Annotated in this window: 14 protein-coding genes and 2 tRNA genes; 6 read left to right on the top strand and 10 right to left on the bottom strand. The window is 61.2% G+C overall.

Annotated elements, in window-relative coordinates:
• Positions 1–13 precede the first annotated feature (13 nt).
• From GWK36_RS03380 to GWK36_RS15645, 4 genes are all read right to left on the bottom strand, one after another.
• Positions 14–88 (bottom strand) — tRNA-Gln (locus tag GWK36_RS03380).
• Between the two features lie 15 nt (positions 89–103).
• The gene (gene ispE, locus GWK36_RS03375; protein ID WP_166269956.1) at positions 104–1,006 is read right to left on the bottom strand and encodes a 4-(cytidine 5'-diphospho)-2-C-methyl-D-erythritol kinase; all 903 of its coding nucleotides are present in this window, start codon (positions 1,004–1,006) and stop codon (positions 104–106) included.
• Positions 1,003–2,769, bottom strand: a complete 1,767-nt coding sequence (locus GWK36_RS03370; RefSeq protein ID WP_246237654.1) for a tetratricopeptide repeat protein — start codon at positions 2,767–2,769, stop codon at positions 1,003–1,005. The genes ispE and GWK36_RS03370 overlap by 4 nt, the downstream gene beginning before the upstream one ends.
• Before the next feature lie 276 nt (positions 2,770–3,045).
• Positions 3,046–3,174, bottom strand: coding sequence for a hypothetical protein (locus tag GWK36_RS15645; RefSeq protein ID WP_281352061.1), 129 nt, complete (start codon positions 3,172–3,174; stop codon positions 3,046–3,048).
• A 378-nt stretch (positions 3,175–3,552) separates the two neighbouring features.
• Between GWK36_RS15645 and hemA the strand changes: the two genes are divergently transcribed.
• Genes hemA through prmC form a run of 3 tightly spaced genes read left to right on the top strand, consistent with a single transcriptional unit; the run spans position 3,553 to position 6,807 of the window.
• Positions 3,553–4,827 carry a glutamyl-tRNA reductase gene (hemA, locus tag GWK36_RS03365; RefSeq protein WP_166269954.1) on the top strand — a complete coding sequence of 425 codons (1,275 nt, stop codon included), beginning with the start codon at positions 3,553–3,555 and terminating at the stop codon, positions 4,825–4,827.
• Complete coding sequence (gene prfA, locus GWK36_RS03360) at positions 4,824–5,909, top strand: peptide chain release factor 1 (protein WP_166269953.1); 1,086 nt, start codon at positions 4,824–4,826, stop codon at positions 5,907–5,909. Before hemA ends, prfA begins: the two co-directional genes overlap by 4 nt.
• The gene (gene prmC / locus GWK36_RS03355) at positions 5,899–6,807 is read left to right on the top strand and encodes a peptide chain release factor N(5)-glutamine methyltransferase (protein WP_166269952.1); all 909 of its coding nucleotides are present in this window, start codon (positions 5,899–5,901) and stop codon (positions 6,805–6,807) included. The genes prfA and prmC overlap by 11 nt, the downstream gene beginning before the upstream one ends.
• Here prmC and GWK36_RS03350 read toward each other — a convergent pair.
• A complete protein-coding gene (locus GWK36_RS03350) occupies positions 6,779–7,555 on the bottom strand; it encodes a lysophospholipid acyltransferase family protein (protein ID WP_166269951.1) in 777 nt (258 codons plus the stop codon). The two genes, prmC and GWK36_RS03350, sit on opposite strands and share 29 nt — an antisense overlap.
• 61 nt (positions 7,556–7,616) lie before the next feature.
• On the opposite strand from GWK36_RS03350, the gene GWK36_RS03345 reads away from it, so the two are divergent.
• A complete protein-coding gene (locus GWK36_RS03345; RefSeq protein ID WP_166269950.1) occupies positions 7,617–8,027 on the top strand; it encodes an IucA/IucC family C-terminal-domain containing protein in 411 nt (136 codons plus the stop codon).
• A gap of 155 nt (positions 8,028–8,182) precedes the next feature.
• On the opposite strand, the gene GWK36_RS03340 is transcribed toward GWK36_RS03345, so the two are convergent.
• The 5 genes from GWK36_RS03340 to ffh form a co-directional block, all read right to left on the bottom strand.
• Positions 8,183–9,055, bottom strand: a complete 873-nt coding sequence (locus GWK36_RS03340; protein WP_166269949.1) for a CPBP family intramembrane glutamic endopeptidase — start codon at positions 9,053–9,055, stop codon at positions 8,183–8,185.
• Positions 9,056–9,117: 62 nt separating this feature from the next.
• On the bottom strand, positions 9,118–10,554 hold the full coding sequence (locus GWK36_RS03335; protein ID WP_166269948.1) for a TRAP transporter large permease: 1,437 nt from the start codon (positions 10,552–10,554) through the stop codon (positions 9,118–9,120).
• Entirely contained in the window at positions 10,551–11,093 is a 543-nt protein-coding gene (locus GWK36_RS03330) for a TRAP transporter small permease subunit (protein ID WP_166269947.1), read from the bottom strand. Before GWK36_RS03330 ends, GWK36_RS03335 begins: the two co-directional genes overlap by 4 nt.
• Before the next feature lie 14 nt (positions 11,094–11,107).
• Positions 11,108–11,983 (bottom strand): penicillin-insensitive murein endopeptidase, encoded by an 876-nt coding sequence (mepA, locus tag GWK36_RS03325; RefSeq protein WP_246237653.1) that lies wholly within the window; start codon positions 11,981–11,983, stop codon positions 11,108–11,110.
• Entirely contained in the window at positions 11,980–13,389 is a 1,410-nt protein-coding gene (gene ffh / locus GWK36_RS03320; RefSeq protein ID WP_166269946.1) for a signal recognition particle protein, read from the bottom strand. Before ffh ends, mepA begins: the two co-directional genes overlap by 4 nt.
• 156 nt (positions 13,390–13,545) lie before the next feature.
• Between ffh and GWK36_RS03315 the strand changes: the two genes are divergently transcribed.
• Together GWK36_RS03315 and GWK36_RS03310 are read left to right on the top strand one after the other, a co-directional pair.
• A complete protein-coding gene (locus GWK36_RS03315) occupies positions 13,546–14,358 on the top strand; it encodes a cytochrome C assembly family protein (protein ID WP_166269945.1) in 813 nt (270 codons plus the stop codon).
• A gap of 57 nt (positions 14,359–14,415) precedes the next feature.
• Positions 14,416–14,491: transfer RNA gene (locus GWK36_RS03310), tRNA-Lys, on the top strand.
• Positions 14,492–14,507: the final 16 nt, after the last annotated feature.

The following is a 14,507-nucleotide window of genomic DNA, read 5'->3' as shown; positions in this document are numbered from 1 at the left end:
TCGGTTGGGATGATGGCTGGGGTGCCAGGATTCGAACCTGGGAATGCCGGGATCAAAACCCGGTGCCTTACCGCTTGGCGACACCCCAAGGGATCAAATTGATTTAGGGGACAGCAATTGTCCCCGATCGGACATTTATGCTGCGGTCGAGCAAGGGCGAGCGATTGAGACCCCTTGCCACGAAGCCGCTCACAGCGGGAGGCGCCTGTCTCAAGGCATCTATAGCGTGCTCGAGGTCGGCAAAGACCGCAAACACGCAGGCACCTGTGCCCGTTAACCGCCCTTCTCCCCAAGCAGAGAGCCAGTCGAGCGCCGCCGCCACCTCGGGATAACAGCGCCGAACAACCGGTAGGCAGTCATTCCGTGCATCCCCACTTAGAAATTCAAGTATTGTGATGGGTTTCGAGTCGCGTGTCAATTCAGGATGTTGGAAAACCGCCCCTGTCGCTACCGAGCAAGCGGGAACCAACACGAGATACCAGGGCTGAGGTAGATCGACAGGCTCGAGGATCTCACCAACGCCCTCGCCCCAGGCCGCCCGTCCACGGACAAAGATCGGCACATCGGCCCCCAGCGTCAATCCGATGCGGGCCAGGCCGTCTTCATCCACTCCGGTGCCCCAGAGCTGATTGAGGGCAACCAAGGTAGTGGCCGCATCCGAGCTCCCGCCGCCGAGACCGCCGCCCAGCGGCAGCTGTTTGTCGCAATAGATGTCCACCCCCAAAGGGCAGCCAGTTGCCTGTTTCAAGGCATGCGCGGCACGCACCGTCAGATCCTCAGACTCGGCGACCCCAGGGACAAGATTGAGCCGGTGTATTTGCCCATCGGGGCGGACAGAAAACCAAAGCCAGTCGCAGCGATCGATAAACTGAAACACCGTCTGGAGATTGTGATAGCCATCCGGCCGCCGCCCCAGGATGCGCAACATCAGATTGAGCTTAGCGGGTGCGGGCCAAGCATCTGCGGGATCGCGCTCCTTCAGGAGTGGATGATGTGTATCGGTCATTGCTGAACCTCGGTAGGCAAGGGCTGGACGTCGGTCTGTGATAGGCGATGACGATTGATAGTTGACTTAAGATAGGCATGATCTGGATATTTGGCGCTGGCCTTGTCCCATACCGCCCAGGCGTCGGCGCGCCGCCCCAGGGCCCAGAGTACCTCGCCGAGATGGGCTGCGATCTCGCCATCCTCGATCTGGGTATTGGCGCGTTCCAGATACTGCAAGGCGCGGTCAAGGTTGCCGAGCCGATAATGGACCCAGCCTAGACTATCCAGGATCGCCGGCTCATCCGGCTTGAGCGCGTGCGCCCGTTCGATGAGGGTCAGGGCCTCATCCAGACGCTGATTGTGATCCGCAAGGGTGTAGCCCAGGGCATTCAGGGCATCGGCATGATCGGGATTGGCAGCGATGATCCGGCGTAGATCGGCCTCGCCAAGCTCAAGCTGGCCACGTTTCATCGCCAGCAGGCCGCGCGCATAGAGCAGGCGCTCATTGTCAGGAAAGGCGGCAAGCGCCTCTTCATACACCGCACGCGCCTCGTCCGCATGTCCCATCTCATCGAGGATTTCGGCCTCAGCCAGGAACAAGGAGACGGCATCGTCCGGCGACTGATCGCGCAGTTGTTGCAGGATCTCGCGCGCCTGCGCGATCTCGCCCCGTTTGGCGCGCAGAAAGGCCATGCGGATGCGGGCATCATCGGCATACGCCCCATTGACCCTGGCATACCAGCCGAGGGCGCCGCTGAGGTCCTGGGCACGCTCGGCGGTCTGCCCCAGATAAAAGGCAGCTTCGTCTTGACGCTGACCGGTGGCATGCAGGTCAGTGAAATAACGATTGGCCGCAGCAAGATCCTCTAACTGGAGCGATAGGATACCGAGGGCAAAAAGGACATCGGGCGCATGGGGTTGCGCGCGCAGGATCTCCTCAAAGACCGCGCGTGCCTGGGCAAAATCGCGCTCATCGACCAGCAACTGGCCATAGAGCAGCTTCAGCGACTGATCGTTGGGCGTAGCGGCGATGAACTCATCAAGCAAGGCACGCGCCTGGGCGCGCTCGCCCTGATTCAGACGCAGACGCACCAGAAACAAACGTGGGACATTCCAATCGGGACGAAGCGCCAAGGCGCGCCAAGCGGCTGCCTCAGCGACTTCATAGCGCGATAGACTGGCAGCCAGCATCGCCAGGGTTTGCTGGGCATCTGGATCATGGGGAAAACGCTCGGCTAGGGATGACATGAGCGCCAACCGTTCGTCCGCATCTGGCACCCAGCTGAGAACGGCGACCACCTTGGCAAAGGGGATCTCGCCGCTGCCACCAGCGAGTTCAACGAGACGCTGGAGATGAATCAGCGCGCCTTCGCGATCGCGGGCGCGAACCCGCAATAAGGCCGCCAATTGTTGGGCCTCAGGCGCATTGGGCGCGAGCTGCAACCACAGCAACATGGCGCGCCCCGCCGTGGCATCCTCATCGGCATTGATACCGGCCCGCACCGCCAGCTCAGCAAGCGCCGGCGATCTGGTCAGTTCAGCGGCCTGGAGATAATGCTGCGCTGCCTGACCCATCTGACCACGACGCGCTGCCACCTCCGCAGCCAAGATATGATAGATCTGATCCGGTGTCAGCCCTTTAACCGGCGCGCTGACCGCCTCCTGGCGTTGCCCTACCCAAGCTGATGGCATGGCCGCTGGCGGATCGGTGACGGCGGCGCTGACCCCGAGCGGACAGGCCAAGACCGCTGCGCAGACGACAGAGATGAAATGGCTCGACATGGGCGTCATCCTATTAACCCGGCACTGAAATATCGAACAGCTTACGCGGCATATTGAAGCGGTCTTGCCTTGAAATACGAGCGAATTCGCTGTGGCTGTTTCTGCAGGGCGTGCATGAGAGCGTACCTCCTCAATCACTTGCACCCTCTAGGCGCCCGATGCCTGGCGGCATCGTCTCTGGCCTTGAGCTGTACCACGGCCTCACCCGTGGACCCATCGCTCTCGATCCCACCCTGAACTCAAATATCCACGCCAGCTCTCTGCTTGGCTTGACCGTCAGGTCGGCTTCCCCTGGTTAGAGACATCCTCAGCGAGGCCGTCTGGCCCTAAAACAGCTAGATGGCTGGAAAAGACACTGGCGCAATAGCCTTGGGGGATGGGGTTGTTGCGATAGCAATTGTTCAAGATACGGCATCTAGGGATAGATTGCCTACTACAGGGCAGCGCCAGCCGGGTAGCAACAGGGGATACATCCTGGGATCGTGACAATCCAGCACAGACTGGAGATGCAGGTTGCATCAGATCCTGATTGTTAGAGGCGGAATAACGAGCCTGAAACGCGCCAGCTAGCCCGTTATACCTCAGAGGTCAGCTAGGCCCTTTATATGCTGGCCAGCAAATGACACAGGCACACCACCACTTAAAAGGCCATAGCCAGTCGCTAGGGGCCATACCCTTGCTCCAGATCACAGTATTTTAGGCGCAGCTTGCCATCCCTGGTCCACACGAAAATTGATAGAATCATCGGTCGTTGCCCATCCTCGACTGAAGATCAGAGCCCCTATGAAGCTGTTAGTCCTTGGACTCAACCACAAAACGGCGCCAGTCGATGTCCGCGAGCGGCTGGCCTTCGGGCCGGACATCATTGCCGGCGCCCTGCGCGACCTGCTCAACTGCGAGGAGGTGCGCGAGGGTGTGATCCTGTCAACCTGCAATCGCACCGAGCTCTATTGTACGATTGAGGACGGTGCTGAGGAACGGGTGCGGCGCTGGCTGAGCGGTTTTCACGGCATCGAACACGAGCGGATTGAACCGTTCTTGTATGCCCATGCCGACCGCGCCGCCGTCACCCATCTCCTGCGGGTGGCCAGCGGCCTGGACTCATTGGTCCTCGGCGAGCCGCAGATCCTCGGGCAGGTCAAGACCGCCTATCAGACCGCCTGCGATTGTGGGGTCACGGGCAAGCTCCTGGGCCGGCTCTTTCAGCATACCTTTTCCGTGGCTAAGATCGTGCGCACCGAGACCGCTATCGGTTCCAGTCCGGTCTCAGTTGCCTTCGCCGCTGTCAGCCTTGCGCGCCAGATCTTCTCGGATCTATCCGAGCAAACTGCCTTGTTGATCGGTGCCGGCGAGACCATCGAACTGGCGGCGCGTCATCTGCATCACAACGGTATCGGGCGCATCATCGTCGCCAACCGCACCATCGAACGCGCCCATGATCTGGCTGTGCAGTTCAATGGCTATGCCATTGCGCTGACCGAGATCGGTAACCATCTGCCAGAGGCCGACATCGTCATCGCCTCGACCGCCAGTCCCCTCCCCGTCCTCGGCAAGGGTACGGTTGAGCGGGCGCTCAAAAAACGCAAGCACCGCCCGATCTTCATGGTCGATATCGCAGTCCCCCGTGACATCGAGCCCGAGGTTGGCGAGCTGCCGGATGTCTATCTCTACACCGTCGATGATCTGCAAGGGGTGATCGATGAGAGCCTGCGCTCGCGCCAGGCCGCTGCTGTGCAGGCCGAGGAGATCATCGATTTTCACACCGGCGAGTTCATGGCCTGGCTGCGCTCGCTCGATGCCGCAGGTCTCATTCAGGACTACCGTCAGCGCGCCGAGGAGTTGCGCGATGAGGTGTTGGCGCGGGCGCGACGTCAGTTGGATGCAGGCAAACCCCCCGCCGAGGTGCTCAATTTCCTGGCACATACCCTGACCAACAAGCTGCTCCATGCCCCGAGCTCGCGGCTGCGGCAGGCGGCGCGCGACGGCGAGGCCGCGCTCCTCGAGGCCGCCAATGAGTTGTTCCAGCTCAATCCGCCGCGTACCCAGACCCACGCATGACGCCATTGATCCGCGCCCGCCTGGAGCGCCTTGCTGAACGGCATAGCGAGCTTGCGGTGCTCCTGGCCGATCCCGAGACCCAAGCCGATCCAGCGCGTTTTCGTGACTTCAGCCGTGAGTATGCGCAGCTCGAACCCTTGATGGCCTGCTACGAACGCTATCAAGCGGCCGAACGTGATCTCGCGGCAGCAGAGGAGCTCATCGCCGACCCCGAGATGGGCGCACTCGCCCGCGATGAACTCGCTGCCAGTCGCGCCCGACTGGAGGCCATCGAGCCGGAGCTGTATCTCCATCTGATCCCGCCGGACCCCGATGATCAGCGCAACGTCTTTCTCGAGGTCCGCGCGGGGACCGGCGGGGCGGAGGCGGCGCTTTTTGCTGGTGATCTTCTGCGCATGTATCTGCGTTATGCCGAAACCCGCGGCTGGCGTACCGAACTGGTCTCGGCCAGCGAGGGAGAGCTAGGTGGCTATAAGGAGGTCGTGGTCCGCGTCAGCGGGACGGGGGTTTATTCCCGCCTGAAGTTCGAGCCCGGGGTGCATCGCGTCCAGCGCGTCCCCGAGACCGAATCCCAGGGGCGCATCCATACCTCCGCCTGTACCGTCGCTGTCCTGCCCGAGGTCGAGGCGATCGATGCGATCGCGATCAACCCCAATGATCTGCGCATCGATACCTATCGCGCCTCGGGTGCCGGCGGTCAGCATGTCAACAAGACCGATTCGGCGATCCGCATCACCCATCTGCCGACAGGGATCGTGGTCGAATGCCAGGATGAGCGCTCGCAGCATAAAAACCGCGCCAAGGCGATGGCCCTGCTCCAGGCCAAGCTATTGGCCAGTGCGCGCGCGGCCCAAAACAGCGAGGTCTCGGGCCAACGCCGGCTCCAGGTCGGCAGCGGCGACCGTTCCGAGCGTATCCGTACCTACAACTTTCCTCAGAATCGTCTCACCGATCATCGCATCAATCTGACGATCTATAAGCTCGACGAGATCCTGGAAGGTCAGCTCGATCAGGTCATCGAACCGCTCTTGGCCGAACACCAGAGCGCCCAGCTCGCCACCTTGCTGGCCAATGGTGTCTGAACAAGAAGCGAGTGAGGCATTTCCCAGCGTCTCAGAGAGACTGCTGGCGCTATCGCCGCCAGTGATCGGTCGGTGTCTGCACCTGGCAGCCTTGGCCCTGGCCGACTGTGCGCAGGCTACCCCCCGCCTAGAGGCCGAGCTCTTGCTCGCCGAGGCAAGCGGCCTGAGGCGCACCGAGCTCTATGCGCGTCCGGAGGCAGGCCTCACACCAGACCAGTTCGCCCGTTTCGCAGCCCTCCTCCAACGCCGGCTGGTCGGTGAGCCCCTCGCCTATCTCCTGGGACGCTGGGGATTTTGGACCCTGGAGCTTGAGGTCACACCTGCAACCCTGATCCCTCGACCCGAGACCGAGCTTTTGGTCGAAACTGCCCTCGAGCGCCTTACGCCCGATCGGCCCCTACGGATCGCCGACCTGGGTACCGGCAGCGGGGCAATCGCAGCGGCCTTGGCCAGCGAACGCCCGCTTTGGCACCTGATTGCCGTCGAGCGCTCGCCCGCCGCCATGGCCATCGCCCGGGACAATTTCAGACGCCTGGGATTGCTGGTCGCTCCAGTCTTGGGCCATTGGCTGAGCGCCCTAGGTCCGGACTGTCTGGATGCGATCCTCAGCAATCCGCCTTATGTCGCCGCCGGTGACCCACATCTCGCAGGCAGCCTGCGTTTCGAGCCGCAGCTGGCCTTGGTCTCAGGGCAGGATGGGCTGGATGCCATCCGCGCGATCCTGGCCGATGCCCCGCGCTGTCTGAAATCGGGCGGTCTGCTCGCCGTCGAGCACGGCTATGATCAGGGCGCAACGGTGCGTCGGCTCTTCGCCCAAGGGGGATTGCAGGACATCGAGACCCGCTGCGACCTGGCGGGACATGAGCGGATCACCCTGGGTTACCGTGCCGGTCAGTAACAGAGCGGGCCATTAGCGCAAAGGCGGTCTGGCGGATCCATTGCTCGACCTGGGCATTGAGGGCCTCGACCCCAGCCTCGCAGAACAGCGGCGGGCCGATCACCACCCGGATGCGTCCGGGTCGGCGCAATAGCGAACGCGCCGGCCAGCAATCGCCAGCATTGTGGGCGACTGGCAACACCCGCCGCCCAGTGCGACAGGCTAGCTGCGCACCACCGGGATTGAACCGCCCCACCTGACCAGGCGGCTGGCGCGTCCCTTCGGGATAGATCACTACGCTCATACCCTGTTCAAGCCGCTGCTGGCCCTCGCGCAGGAGTTTCTTGAGCGCCTGAACCGGTTTATTGCGATCGATAGCGATGGGGTCGAGCAAGGCCAGACCCCAACCAAAAAAGGGGATCCACAACAACTCGCGCTTGATCACCGTAGCCTGGGGTGAGACCAGGAGATGTAGATAAAAGGTCTCCCACTCGCTTTGATGATTGGCCATCACCACCACCGGCTCGCCCTGGGGGAGGTTCTCGCGCCCCAGGATCTCGATCTCGATCCCGTTGAGATGGCGCAACAACCACATCGTGATCCGCGTCCAATGGTTGACGAAGCAGTGGCGCTGCTCGCGGCTCTGGAAGGGTGCCACCGCCAAGCTCACCAGGCTATGCACGATCCCCAGCAGGTTATAGAGGAGCACAAAGGCGAGGCTGCGCAGCCAGATCATCCAGTCAGCATTGGCTTTTGTTGCTGTCTGCATCGTTCAGTATTGATCTTCTCAAGATTGATGATTGCAAGAGGCGTATTAGCATAAAGATGCTATGGAAATTCATGATGACGAACGCATTAAACGCCGCGAGATCGCCTTCCAGCGGGTCCACCCCAACCCCCAGCAGGCCCAGACTGCGGCTGCATTCCTCAATGGGATAGACGGCATTCTGCACACCGAGCCAGCAAGTCCTTATGTGCTTCGTGTCACCTATGATGTCCTCAAGATCAGCCTGCAAGAGATCGAGGAGGCCCTCGCCGAGCTGGGCCTATATCTCGATCGGAATCTTTTTAACCGTCTGAAACGCGCCCTGCATCACTATACCGAAGAGACGGTGCGCGCCAATAGCGAACTGGCGTTCGATGAGCAGACCCTGACCCAAAAGCTCTTCGCCAGGCGTTACGAACTCATCGAGCACGGCTGTCGCGACGAACGCCCCGAGCATTGGCGGCGTTATCTATAGTTATCTATAACCCTGTGCTCGCCGGACAGGTCCGGGGCAATCGCCAAATGGGATCAACGCCTACTACCTCTCAGGCAGGCGGCCTCCGCTGGACTATTCCCAAGGCGGCAGAGACATCGGTGTTTTCAGGGGGCCTTGCCTCCATGTTGCTGCCATCACCGGGAAATACGACCCGTCCGCTCCACGGACCACAGGGCAAGGATCAGCACCCCGATCCAGAGGGCGGCAAGCCAACCGATGACCCCGTCATAGCTGCCGGCCAGCCAACCCCAAGCTGCATCCGGATTACCATCGGTCAGACGGCGGGTGAGTTGGATCACGAATACCCAGCCAGCATGCAGGCCGATGCACCAGCCGATGTTTCCGCTGCGCTCGCGCACCCAAGCCAAGAGCAGTCCAGCGAGCAAGAGCGCGACCCCTGAATCGAGGTTTTTCCATTGGAAGAGATCAAGCACGGCCTGGGCCATCATCCAGAACGCCGCGCCCGCCCCAAAGCCGCCCTCCTCGGGTAAGGCCGAGGGTTTCATAAAATGCAAGGCGGCATAAAGACCGGCGCTCCAGAGCATCGCCGCCCTCACCCCCGACTCCCGACAGATCGCAGCATAGAGCGCGCCGCGGAAAAAGACCTCTTCCAGCAAACCGATGGCGAGACCTGCGGTCAGCGCCTGCGCAATGAGCCCAATCAGGCTAGGCCAATCTCTCGGGTCTGGATCGGGCAGGCGCACCGTAAGTTCAAGCAAGGCCCAGACCAAGGTCCCTAGCATCAATGATCCGCCAAGCCATCCCCAGATCAGTCTCCGCCACAATGCCGGCCAACCAACATCCAACCCCAATGCTGGCCGCTCGGCTAGCCCCTGCCAGCGCAAAAAGGGCCAAAGCCCGATCAGGATCAACACCTGAGCCAGCCGCCCCATGAGCCGGTGCGCCTCAATCTCGCTCCAGCCAGTCGCCAGGAGCGGCGGGGTCAACAGGCCAGCTATCAGTAAACAGATCAGCAGATAGACGAAAAAACGGAGGCTCGCACGCATGGGCCGATTTTAGGTTCTTGCTAAAGGGCGCTGAATGCTCGCGGGCCAGGTCTCGGCCTGGCCTATTGGCTCTCTGGCTTGAACAAGCCCTCGAAATCACCGCTGTCGAGCAGACTCGACCCACCCTGGGGAAGCTGGATCTCAACGGCTGGGGCGCTGCCAGATCCTGGATTCAGCCCCCAGGTCACCAGGCCCGGCGCGAGGATAATGATCCCGACCATGAGGAGCTGGATGAGCACAAAGGGCAGTGCCCCCCAATAGAGATCGGAGGTACGGACCGACGGAGGGGCCACCGAACGCAGATAAAAGAGGGCAAAGCCAAAGGGTGGGTGCATGAAACTGGTCTGCATATTGACTCCGATCAGGACCCCGAACCAGACCAGGTCGATGCCGAGCTTGGTGGCAACGGGCGCAAGCAGCGGCAGGATGATGAATGAGATCTCGAAGAAATCGAGAAAGAAGGCCAAGACAAAGACCAGTAGATTGACAAAGAGCAGAAAGCCCAGCGCCCCGCCAGGCAATCCGCTAAGCAGATGCTCAACCCACAGATCCCCATCGAGGGCGCGAAAGCTCAGACTAAAGACACTGGCGCCGATGAGGATAAAGATCACAAAGCTGGTGATGCGCGCGGTCGCAGCCATCGACTCGGTCAGCATGGGGAGCTTCAGCCGACCCTTGAGCGCAGCCAACAGTATGGCGCCAACAGCCCCCATCGCCCCGCCCTCGGTGGGCGTCGCCCAGCCGATGAAGATCGTCCCAAGGACCAAAAAGATCAGGGCCAGCGGCGGGAACAGGACCAGTAGGACGCGGCGGATCAAGGCAGCACCATGTAGGGTGCGCGCTTCAGGTGGGAGGGCAGGCGCGCGCTTAGGATGCAACTGGGCATTGATCAAGACATAGAGGGCATACAGCCCAGTCAGCACCAATCCAGGCAGCAAGGCGCCCTTGTACATATCACCCACCGAACGCCCGAGCACATCGGCCATGACGATCAGGACCAACGAAGGCGGGATGATCTGGGCGAGGGTCCCGCTGGCTGCAATCACGCCGGTCGCTAACCGCGGGTGATAGCCATAACGCAACATGATCGGCAAGGAGATCAGGCCCATCGCGATCACCGTAGCCGCCACCACCCCTGTGGTGGCGGCCAGGAGCGCGCCGACGAAGACCACGGCATAGGCCAAACCCCCGCGCACTCCGCCAAAGAGCTGACCTGCAGTCTCCAGCAGATCCTCGGCCAGGCCGCTGCGCTCCAAGATCAGCCCCATGAAGGTAAAGAAGGGGACTGCCAGCAGGATCTCGTTACGCATGATCCCGAAGACCCGATCCGGCAGGGCCTGGAGCAAGGCCGGGGTCAGCATCCCGAGCTCGATCCCGATCCAGGCAAACAGCATCCCGACAGCTGCCAAAGAAAAGGCGACCGGATAGCCGATGAGCAAAAAGACCACCAGCGCGGTGAACATCAACGGCGCCATGTTCGCGGCAATCCAGACGCTCATCTGCGATGACCTCTATCCACTTCCTGGGGCGATGGTGCCTGAGCGACCAGTGCTGCGGTCCCCTTGATGATCTCGGAGACGCCTTGCAGGGCCAAGAGGCCAAAGCCGATCGGGATCGCCAACTTCATGGGCCACCAGGGCAGCCCACCGGGATTGATCGAGGATTCGTTTTGCTGGATGGCTAGCCTGGCATAATCCCAGGCATCGATCAGGATCAGGAGGCAGACGGGGAGGAGGAACAACAGCCCGGCGAGGATATCGATCAGGAGCTGGAGGCGCGACGGCAGGCGGCTATAGAGGATATCGACCCGGACATGGCCGCGTTGCTGCAAGGTCAGGGGCGCATAGAGCAGAAAGATCAGACCAAACATGAACCATTGCCCCTCGACCAAGGCATTGGAGCCCCAACTCAGGGTATAGCGCAGGGTGGCGGTCGCGGCGCTGAGCAATACACTCATCAACACCAGCCAATGCACCAGCCCGCCGATACGCCGGTTGAGGGTATCGATCAGATAGGCGAACCTGAGCAGATGCCTCATCAGGTTGCTTCCGGTCACTCCCCCGCTATCCGCGGCGGGTCATGCAGGAGGGTGCGACAGGCGGGAGGCAGCTCCGGCTCTGGACGCTTGGCTGGCGGCTTGGCCTTGGCCAAGCCGCGCAAGACCTCGTCGCTCAGCCACCACGCCAGATCGGAACCGCAGCCATCGCCCTCGGGAAGCGGCTTTTGCGGATCACAGCCTGGGCTGTCGGCAGGGCAGCGTAGCCGGACATGGAAATGGGCATCATGCCCCCACCAAGGGCGCACCTTACGCAACCAGGCGCGGTCACTGCCTGCTATGCGACAAAGCTCTTGTTTAATCGCGGCATTGACGAAGATCCGATCGACCAGGGGATGGCGCGCTGCGATTTCGATCAAGGCGAATTGATCCCTGCCCCAGGCAGCGCTGACCGACCGTCCGCCGACTGCGACCATGCTCGGCGGATCGGGGTTGTTGTCCATCAGCCGACGCGCCGCCTCTGGCGAATCGGCTAGGGTCAACCAGATATCGACATCCAAGCCGTTTTGATGACTGCGATGCGATGACGGCATCGGCCCACCGCGGGGCTGGCTCAGGTCGCCGATCAGCACCAGCCGTCCGGTCCGTTTCATCTGTGCGTGGCCCAGATCCTGGATAAAGCGGATCAGTTCGGGATGACCCCAATACCGATTCCGATAACGGCGCACACTCACATAGCCAGGACCGCTTGCGGAGAGTGGATCGGCGCCGGCGATACAACCACTAGCCGTACTGCCGACGACCTGTGTCATGCCGGACGAGGGAGCGCTGACCGAAGCCCAGGGGTTGGCCAAGACGAGGGCTGCGGGCAGCAACAGGCCCAGGAGGGCGCCGAGCTGAATCAGGGACCGAAGAACGGATCTGGGGATCACCGGGGGAATCCTCCCGGTGGCATGCCCCCGGGCGGCAATCCCCCACCAGGTGGCAAGAGGCCCTGGGGAATCCGGCCCTGGAGGGCACGCATCATCTTGGCCATGCCCCCACCCTGCATCTTTTTCATGACCTTTTGCATCTGCAAGAATTGCTTGAGGAGCTGATTGACATCCTGTACCCGGGTGCCGGAGCCTGCGGCGATGCGGCGCTTGCGTGAACCTTTGATGATGGTGGGAAAGCGACGCTCCTGTGGGGTCATGGAATTGATGATGGCAATCAATTTGCCCAGCTCTTTGTCGCTAGCCTTGGCCTTGATGTGCTCGGGGAGCTGATTCATGCCAGGAAGCTTCTCCATCAGGCTCAGGACCCCACCCATGCGGGTCATCTGTTCGAGCTGTTCCTTGAAATCAGCCAGATCAAAGTCCTTGCCCTTATTGAGCTTCTTGACCAGGCGTTCAGCCTGATCGCGATCAACCCGTGCCTGGACCTCCTCGACCAAGGACACCACATCACCCATCCCGAGGATACGCGAGGCGACGCGGTCAGGATAAAAGGGTTCGAGCGCCGCGGTGCGCTCACCTGTCCCCAAGAACTTGATCGGCTTACCGGTGATAAAGCGGATCGACAAGGCCGCCCCGCCGCGCGCATCGCCATCGGTCTTGGTGAGGATCACGCCGGTCAGGGGCAGGGCCTCATCGAAGGCCCGGGCAGTGTTGGCGGCATCCTGACCGGTCATGGCATCGACTACGAACAGCGTCTCGACCGGCCTGACAGCGGCATGGAGGCGCTTGATCTCTTCCATCATCTCGCCATCGACATGCAGGCGCCCGGCGGTGTCGATGATCAAGACGTCCTTGAAGCGGCGGCGGGCCATATCCAGGGCGCGCTGGGCGATAGCGACTGGGTCTTCATCGACCTGACTCGGGCAATACTCGGCCTCGACCTCAGCAGCCAGGATGCGCAACTGCTCGATGGCCGCAGGGCGATAGACATCGCAACTGACGAGCATCACCGATTTCTTATGCCGTTCATGGAGCCAGCGGGCCAGCTTGGCGGCACTGGTGGTCTTGCCCGAACCCTGGAGTCCGGCCATGAGGATGACCGCTGGCGGTGGAGCATTGAGTTCTAGGCGTTCATTGAACTCGCCCATGACCCTGACGAGCTCATCGTGAACCAGTTTGATGAGGACCTGACCCGGCGTCAGGCTTTTCATCACCGCCTCGCCGACGGCCTTGGCGCGAATCTCCTCGATGAATTGGCGCACCACGGGCAGCACCACGTCGGCCTCGAGCAAGGCCAGGCGGATCTCGCGCAGGGTATCCTTGATGTTGTCTTCAGTGAGGCGGCCTTGACCGCGCAGGTGTTTCAGGATACCGCTGAAACGATCCTGGAGCTGTGCAAACATGGCATGCAATCCTCATAGCATCCAGAGGGGATGCCAACTGTGATCACCGGTTGACGGCATGGGTTATGAGTATAATGCAAGCGCAGTATCGCTCGATATGACCCTAGGTCGCATCGGGACATCTTATAGAAAACCGTCTGCCCAAAGTCATCGCCCATGATCCATACTCTTTTTGCCTATCTCACCACCCTCTGTTATCTCGCTGCGGCCTTCCTGATCGGCGTCCGTCTCTTCCGCAAGGAGGGATGGACACCGCCCCGCTGGCTGGCGATCGCCATCGGTTTTATCGGGCTCACACTGCATAGCTGGGTCATCTGGGATGGTGTCGCTGGGCACGGCGGTGTCAATCTGGGCTTTTATCATGCCCTAGCGCTCACGGCCTGGACGATCGTGGCCCTGCTGCTGGCCTCTAGCCTGACAAAACCCGTCGATAACCTGGGCCTGATCTTGCTGCCGGCGGCGGCGCTCAGCCTGCTCCTAGAGACCCACATGGCCGATGTCGGCTTTATGCGTCATTCAACCAGCCTGGCACTCAAGATCCATGTCTTGATCTCAATGTTGGCCTATAGCCTGCTGACCCTGGCCGCGGTTCAGTCGATCATCCTTGCCGTCCAGGATCACCATCTGCGCCACCGCCGTTTTACTGGGTTCGTGCGCACCCTGCCACCCCTCCAGACGATGGAAAGCCTCTTGTTTGAGATGATCACCGCCGGTTTCATCCTGCTCACCCTGGCCCTATTGAGCGGTTTTGCCTTTCTGGAAAACATGTTCGCCCAACATCTGGTGCATAAGACGATACTCTCCGTGTTGGCATGGCTGGTATTTGGTGGTTTGTTGATCGGGCGTTACCGCCATGGTTGGCGCGGACGCACAGCCATCACCTGGACCCTCAGCGGCTTCGGTATATTGATCCTGGCCTATTTCGGCAGCAAGGCGGTTTTGCAATTCATCCTGCAACGCGCTAGTTAGGGGCAGGGAATGGGGATTGCAGCGGTCTCTGCTCCCGTTATAATAACCAATCTCCAGGCGCCCTTAGCTCAGATGGTAGAGCATCTGACTTTTAATCAGGTGGTCGCTGGTTCGAGTCCAGCAGGGCGCACCATCGAATCTTTCCTTCC

Source organism: Caldichromatium japonicum (assembly GCF_011290485.1).
In the GTDB taxonomy this organism is placed as follows: domain Bacteria; phylum Pseudomonadota; class Gammaproteobacteria; order Chromatiales; family Chromatiaceae; genus Thermochromatium; species Thermochromatium japonicum.
The sequence above is the reverse complement of the archived record's forward strand: the minus strand, read 5'-3'. Positions and strand labels throughout refer to the sequence as shown.

Excerpts from the sequence above, each read along its gene's own strand:
- ispE (WP_166269956.1), bottom strand. The coding sequence starts at position 1,006 with ATGACCGATACACATCATCCACTCCTGAAGGAGCGCGATCCCGCAGAT.
- GWK36_RS03370 (WP_246237654.1), bottom strand. The coding sequence starts at position 2,769 with ATGTCGAGCCATTTCATCTCTGTCGTCTGCGCAGCGGTCTTGGCCTGT.
- hemA (WP_166269954.1), top strand. The coding sequence starts at position 3,553 with ATGAAGCTGTTAGTCCTTGGACTCAACCACAAAACGGCGCCAGTCGAT.
- prfA (WP_166269953.1), top strand. The coding sequence starts at position 4,824 with ATGACGCCATTGATCCGCGCCCGCCTGGAGCGCCTTGCTGAACGGCAT.
- prmC (WP_166269952.1), top strand. The coding sequence starts at position 5,899 with ATGGTGTCTGAACAAGAAGCGAGTGAGGCATTTCCCAGCGTCTCAGAG.
- GWK36_RS03350 (WP_166269951.1), bottom strand. The coding sequence starts at position 7,555 with ATGCAGACAGCAACAAAAGCCAATGCTGACTGGATGATCTGGCTGCGC.
- GWK36_RS03345 (WP_166269950.1), top strand. The coding sequence starts at position 7,617 with ATGGAAATTCATGATGACGAACGCATTAAACGCCGCGAGATCGCCTTC.
- GWK36_RS03340 (WP_166269949.1), bottom strand. The coding sequence starts at position 9,055 with ATGCGTGCGAGCCTCCGTTTTTTCGTCTATCTGCTGATCTGTTTACTG.
- GWK36_RS03335 (WP_166269948.1), bottom strand. The coding sequence starts at position 10,554 with ATGAGCGTCTGGATTGCCGCGAACATGGCGCCGTTGATGTTCACCGCG.
- GWK36_RS03330 (WP_166269947.1), bottom strand. The coding sequence starts at position 11,093 with ATGAGGCATCTGCTCAGGTTCGCCTATCTGATCGATACCCTCAACCGG.
- ffh (WP_166269946.1), bottom strand. The coding sequence starts at position 13,389 with ATGTTTGCACAGCTCCAGGATCGTTTCAGCGGTATCCTGAAACACCTG.
- GWK36_RS03315 (WP_166269945.1), top strand. The coding sequence starts at position 13,546 with ATGATCCATACTCTTTTTGCCTATCTCACCACCCTCTGTTATCTCGCT.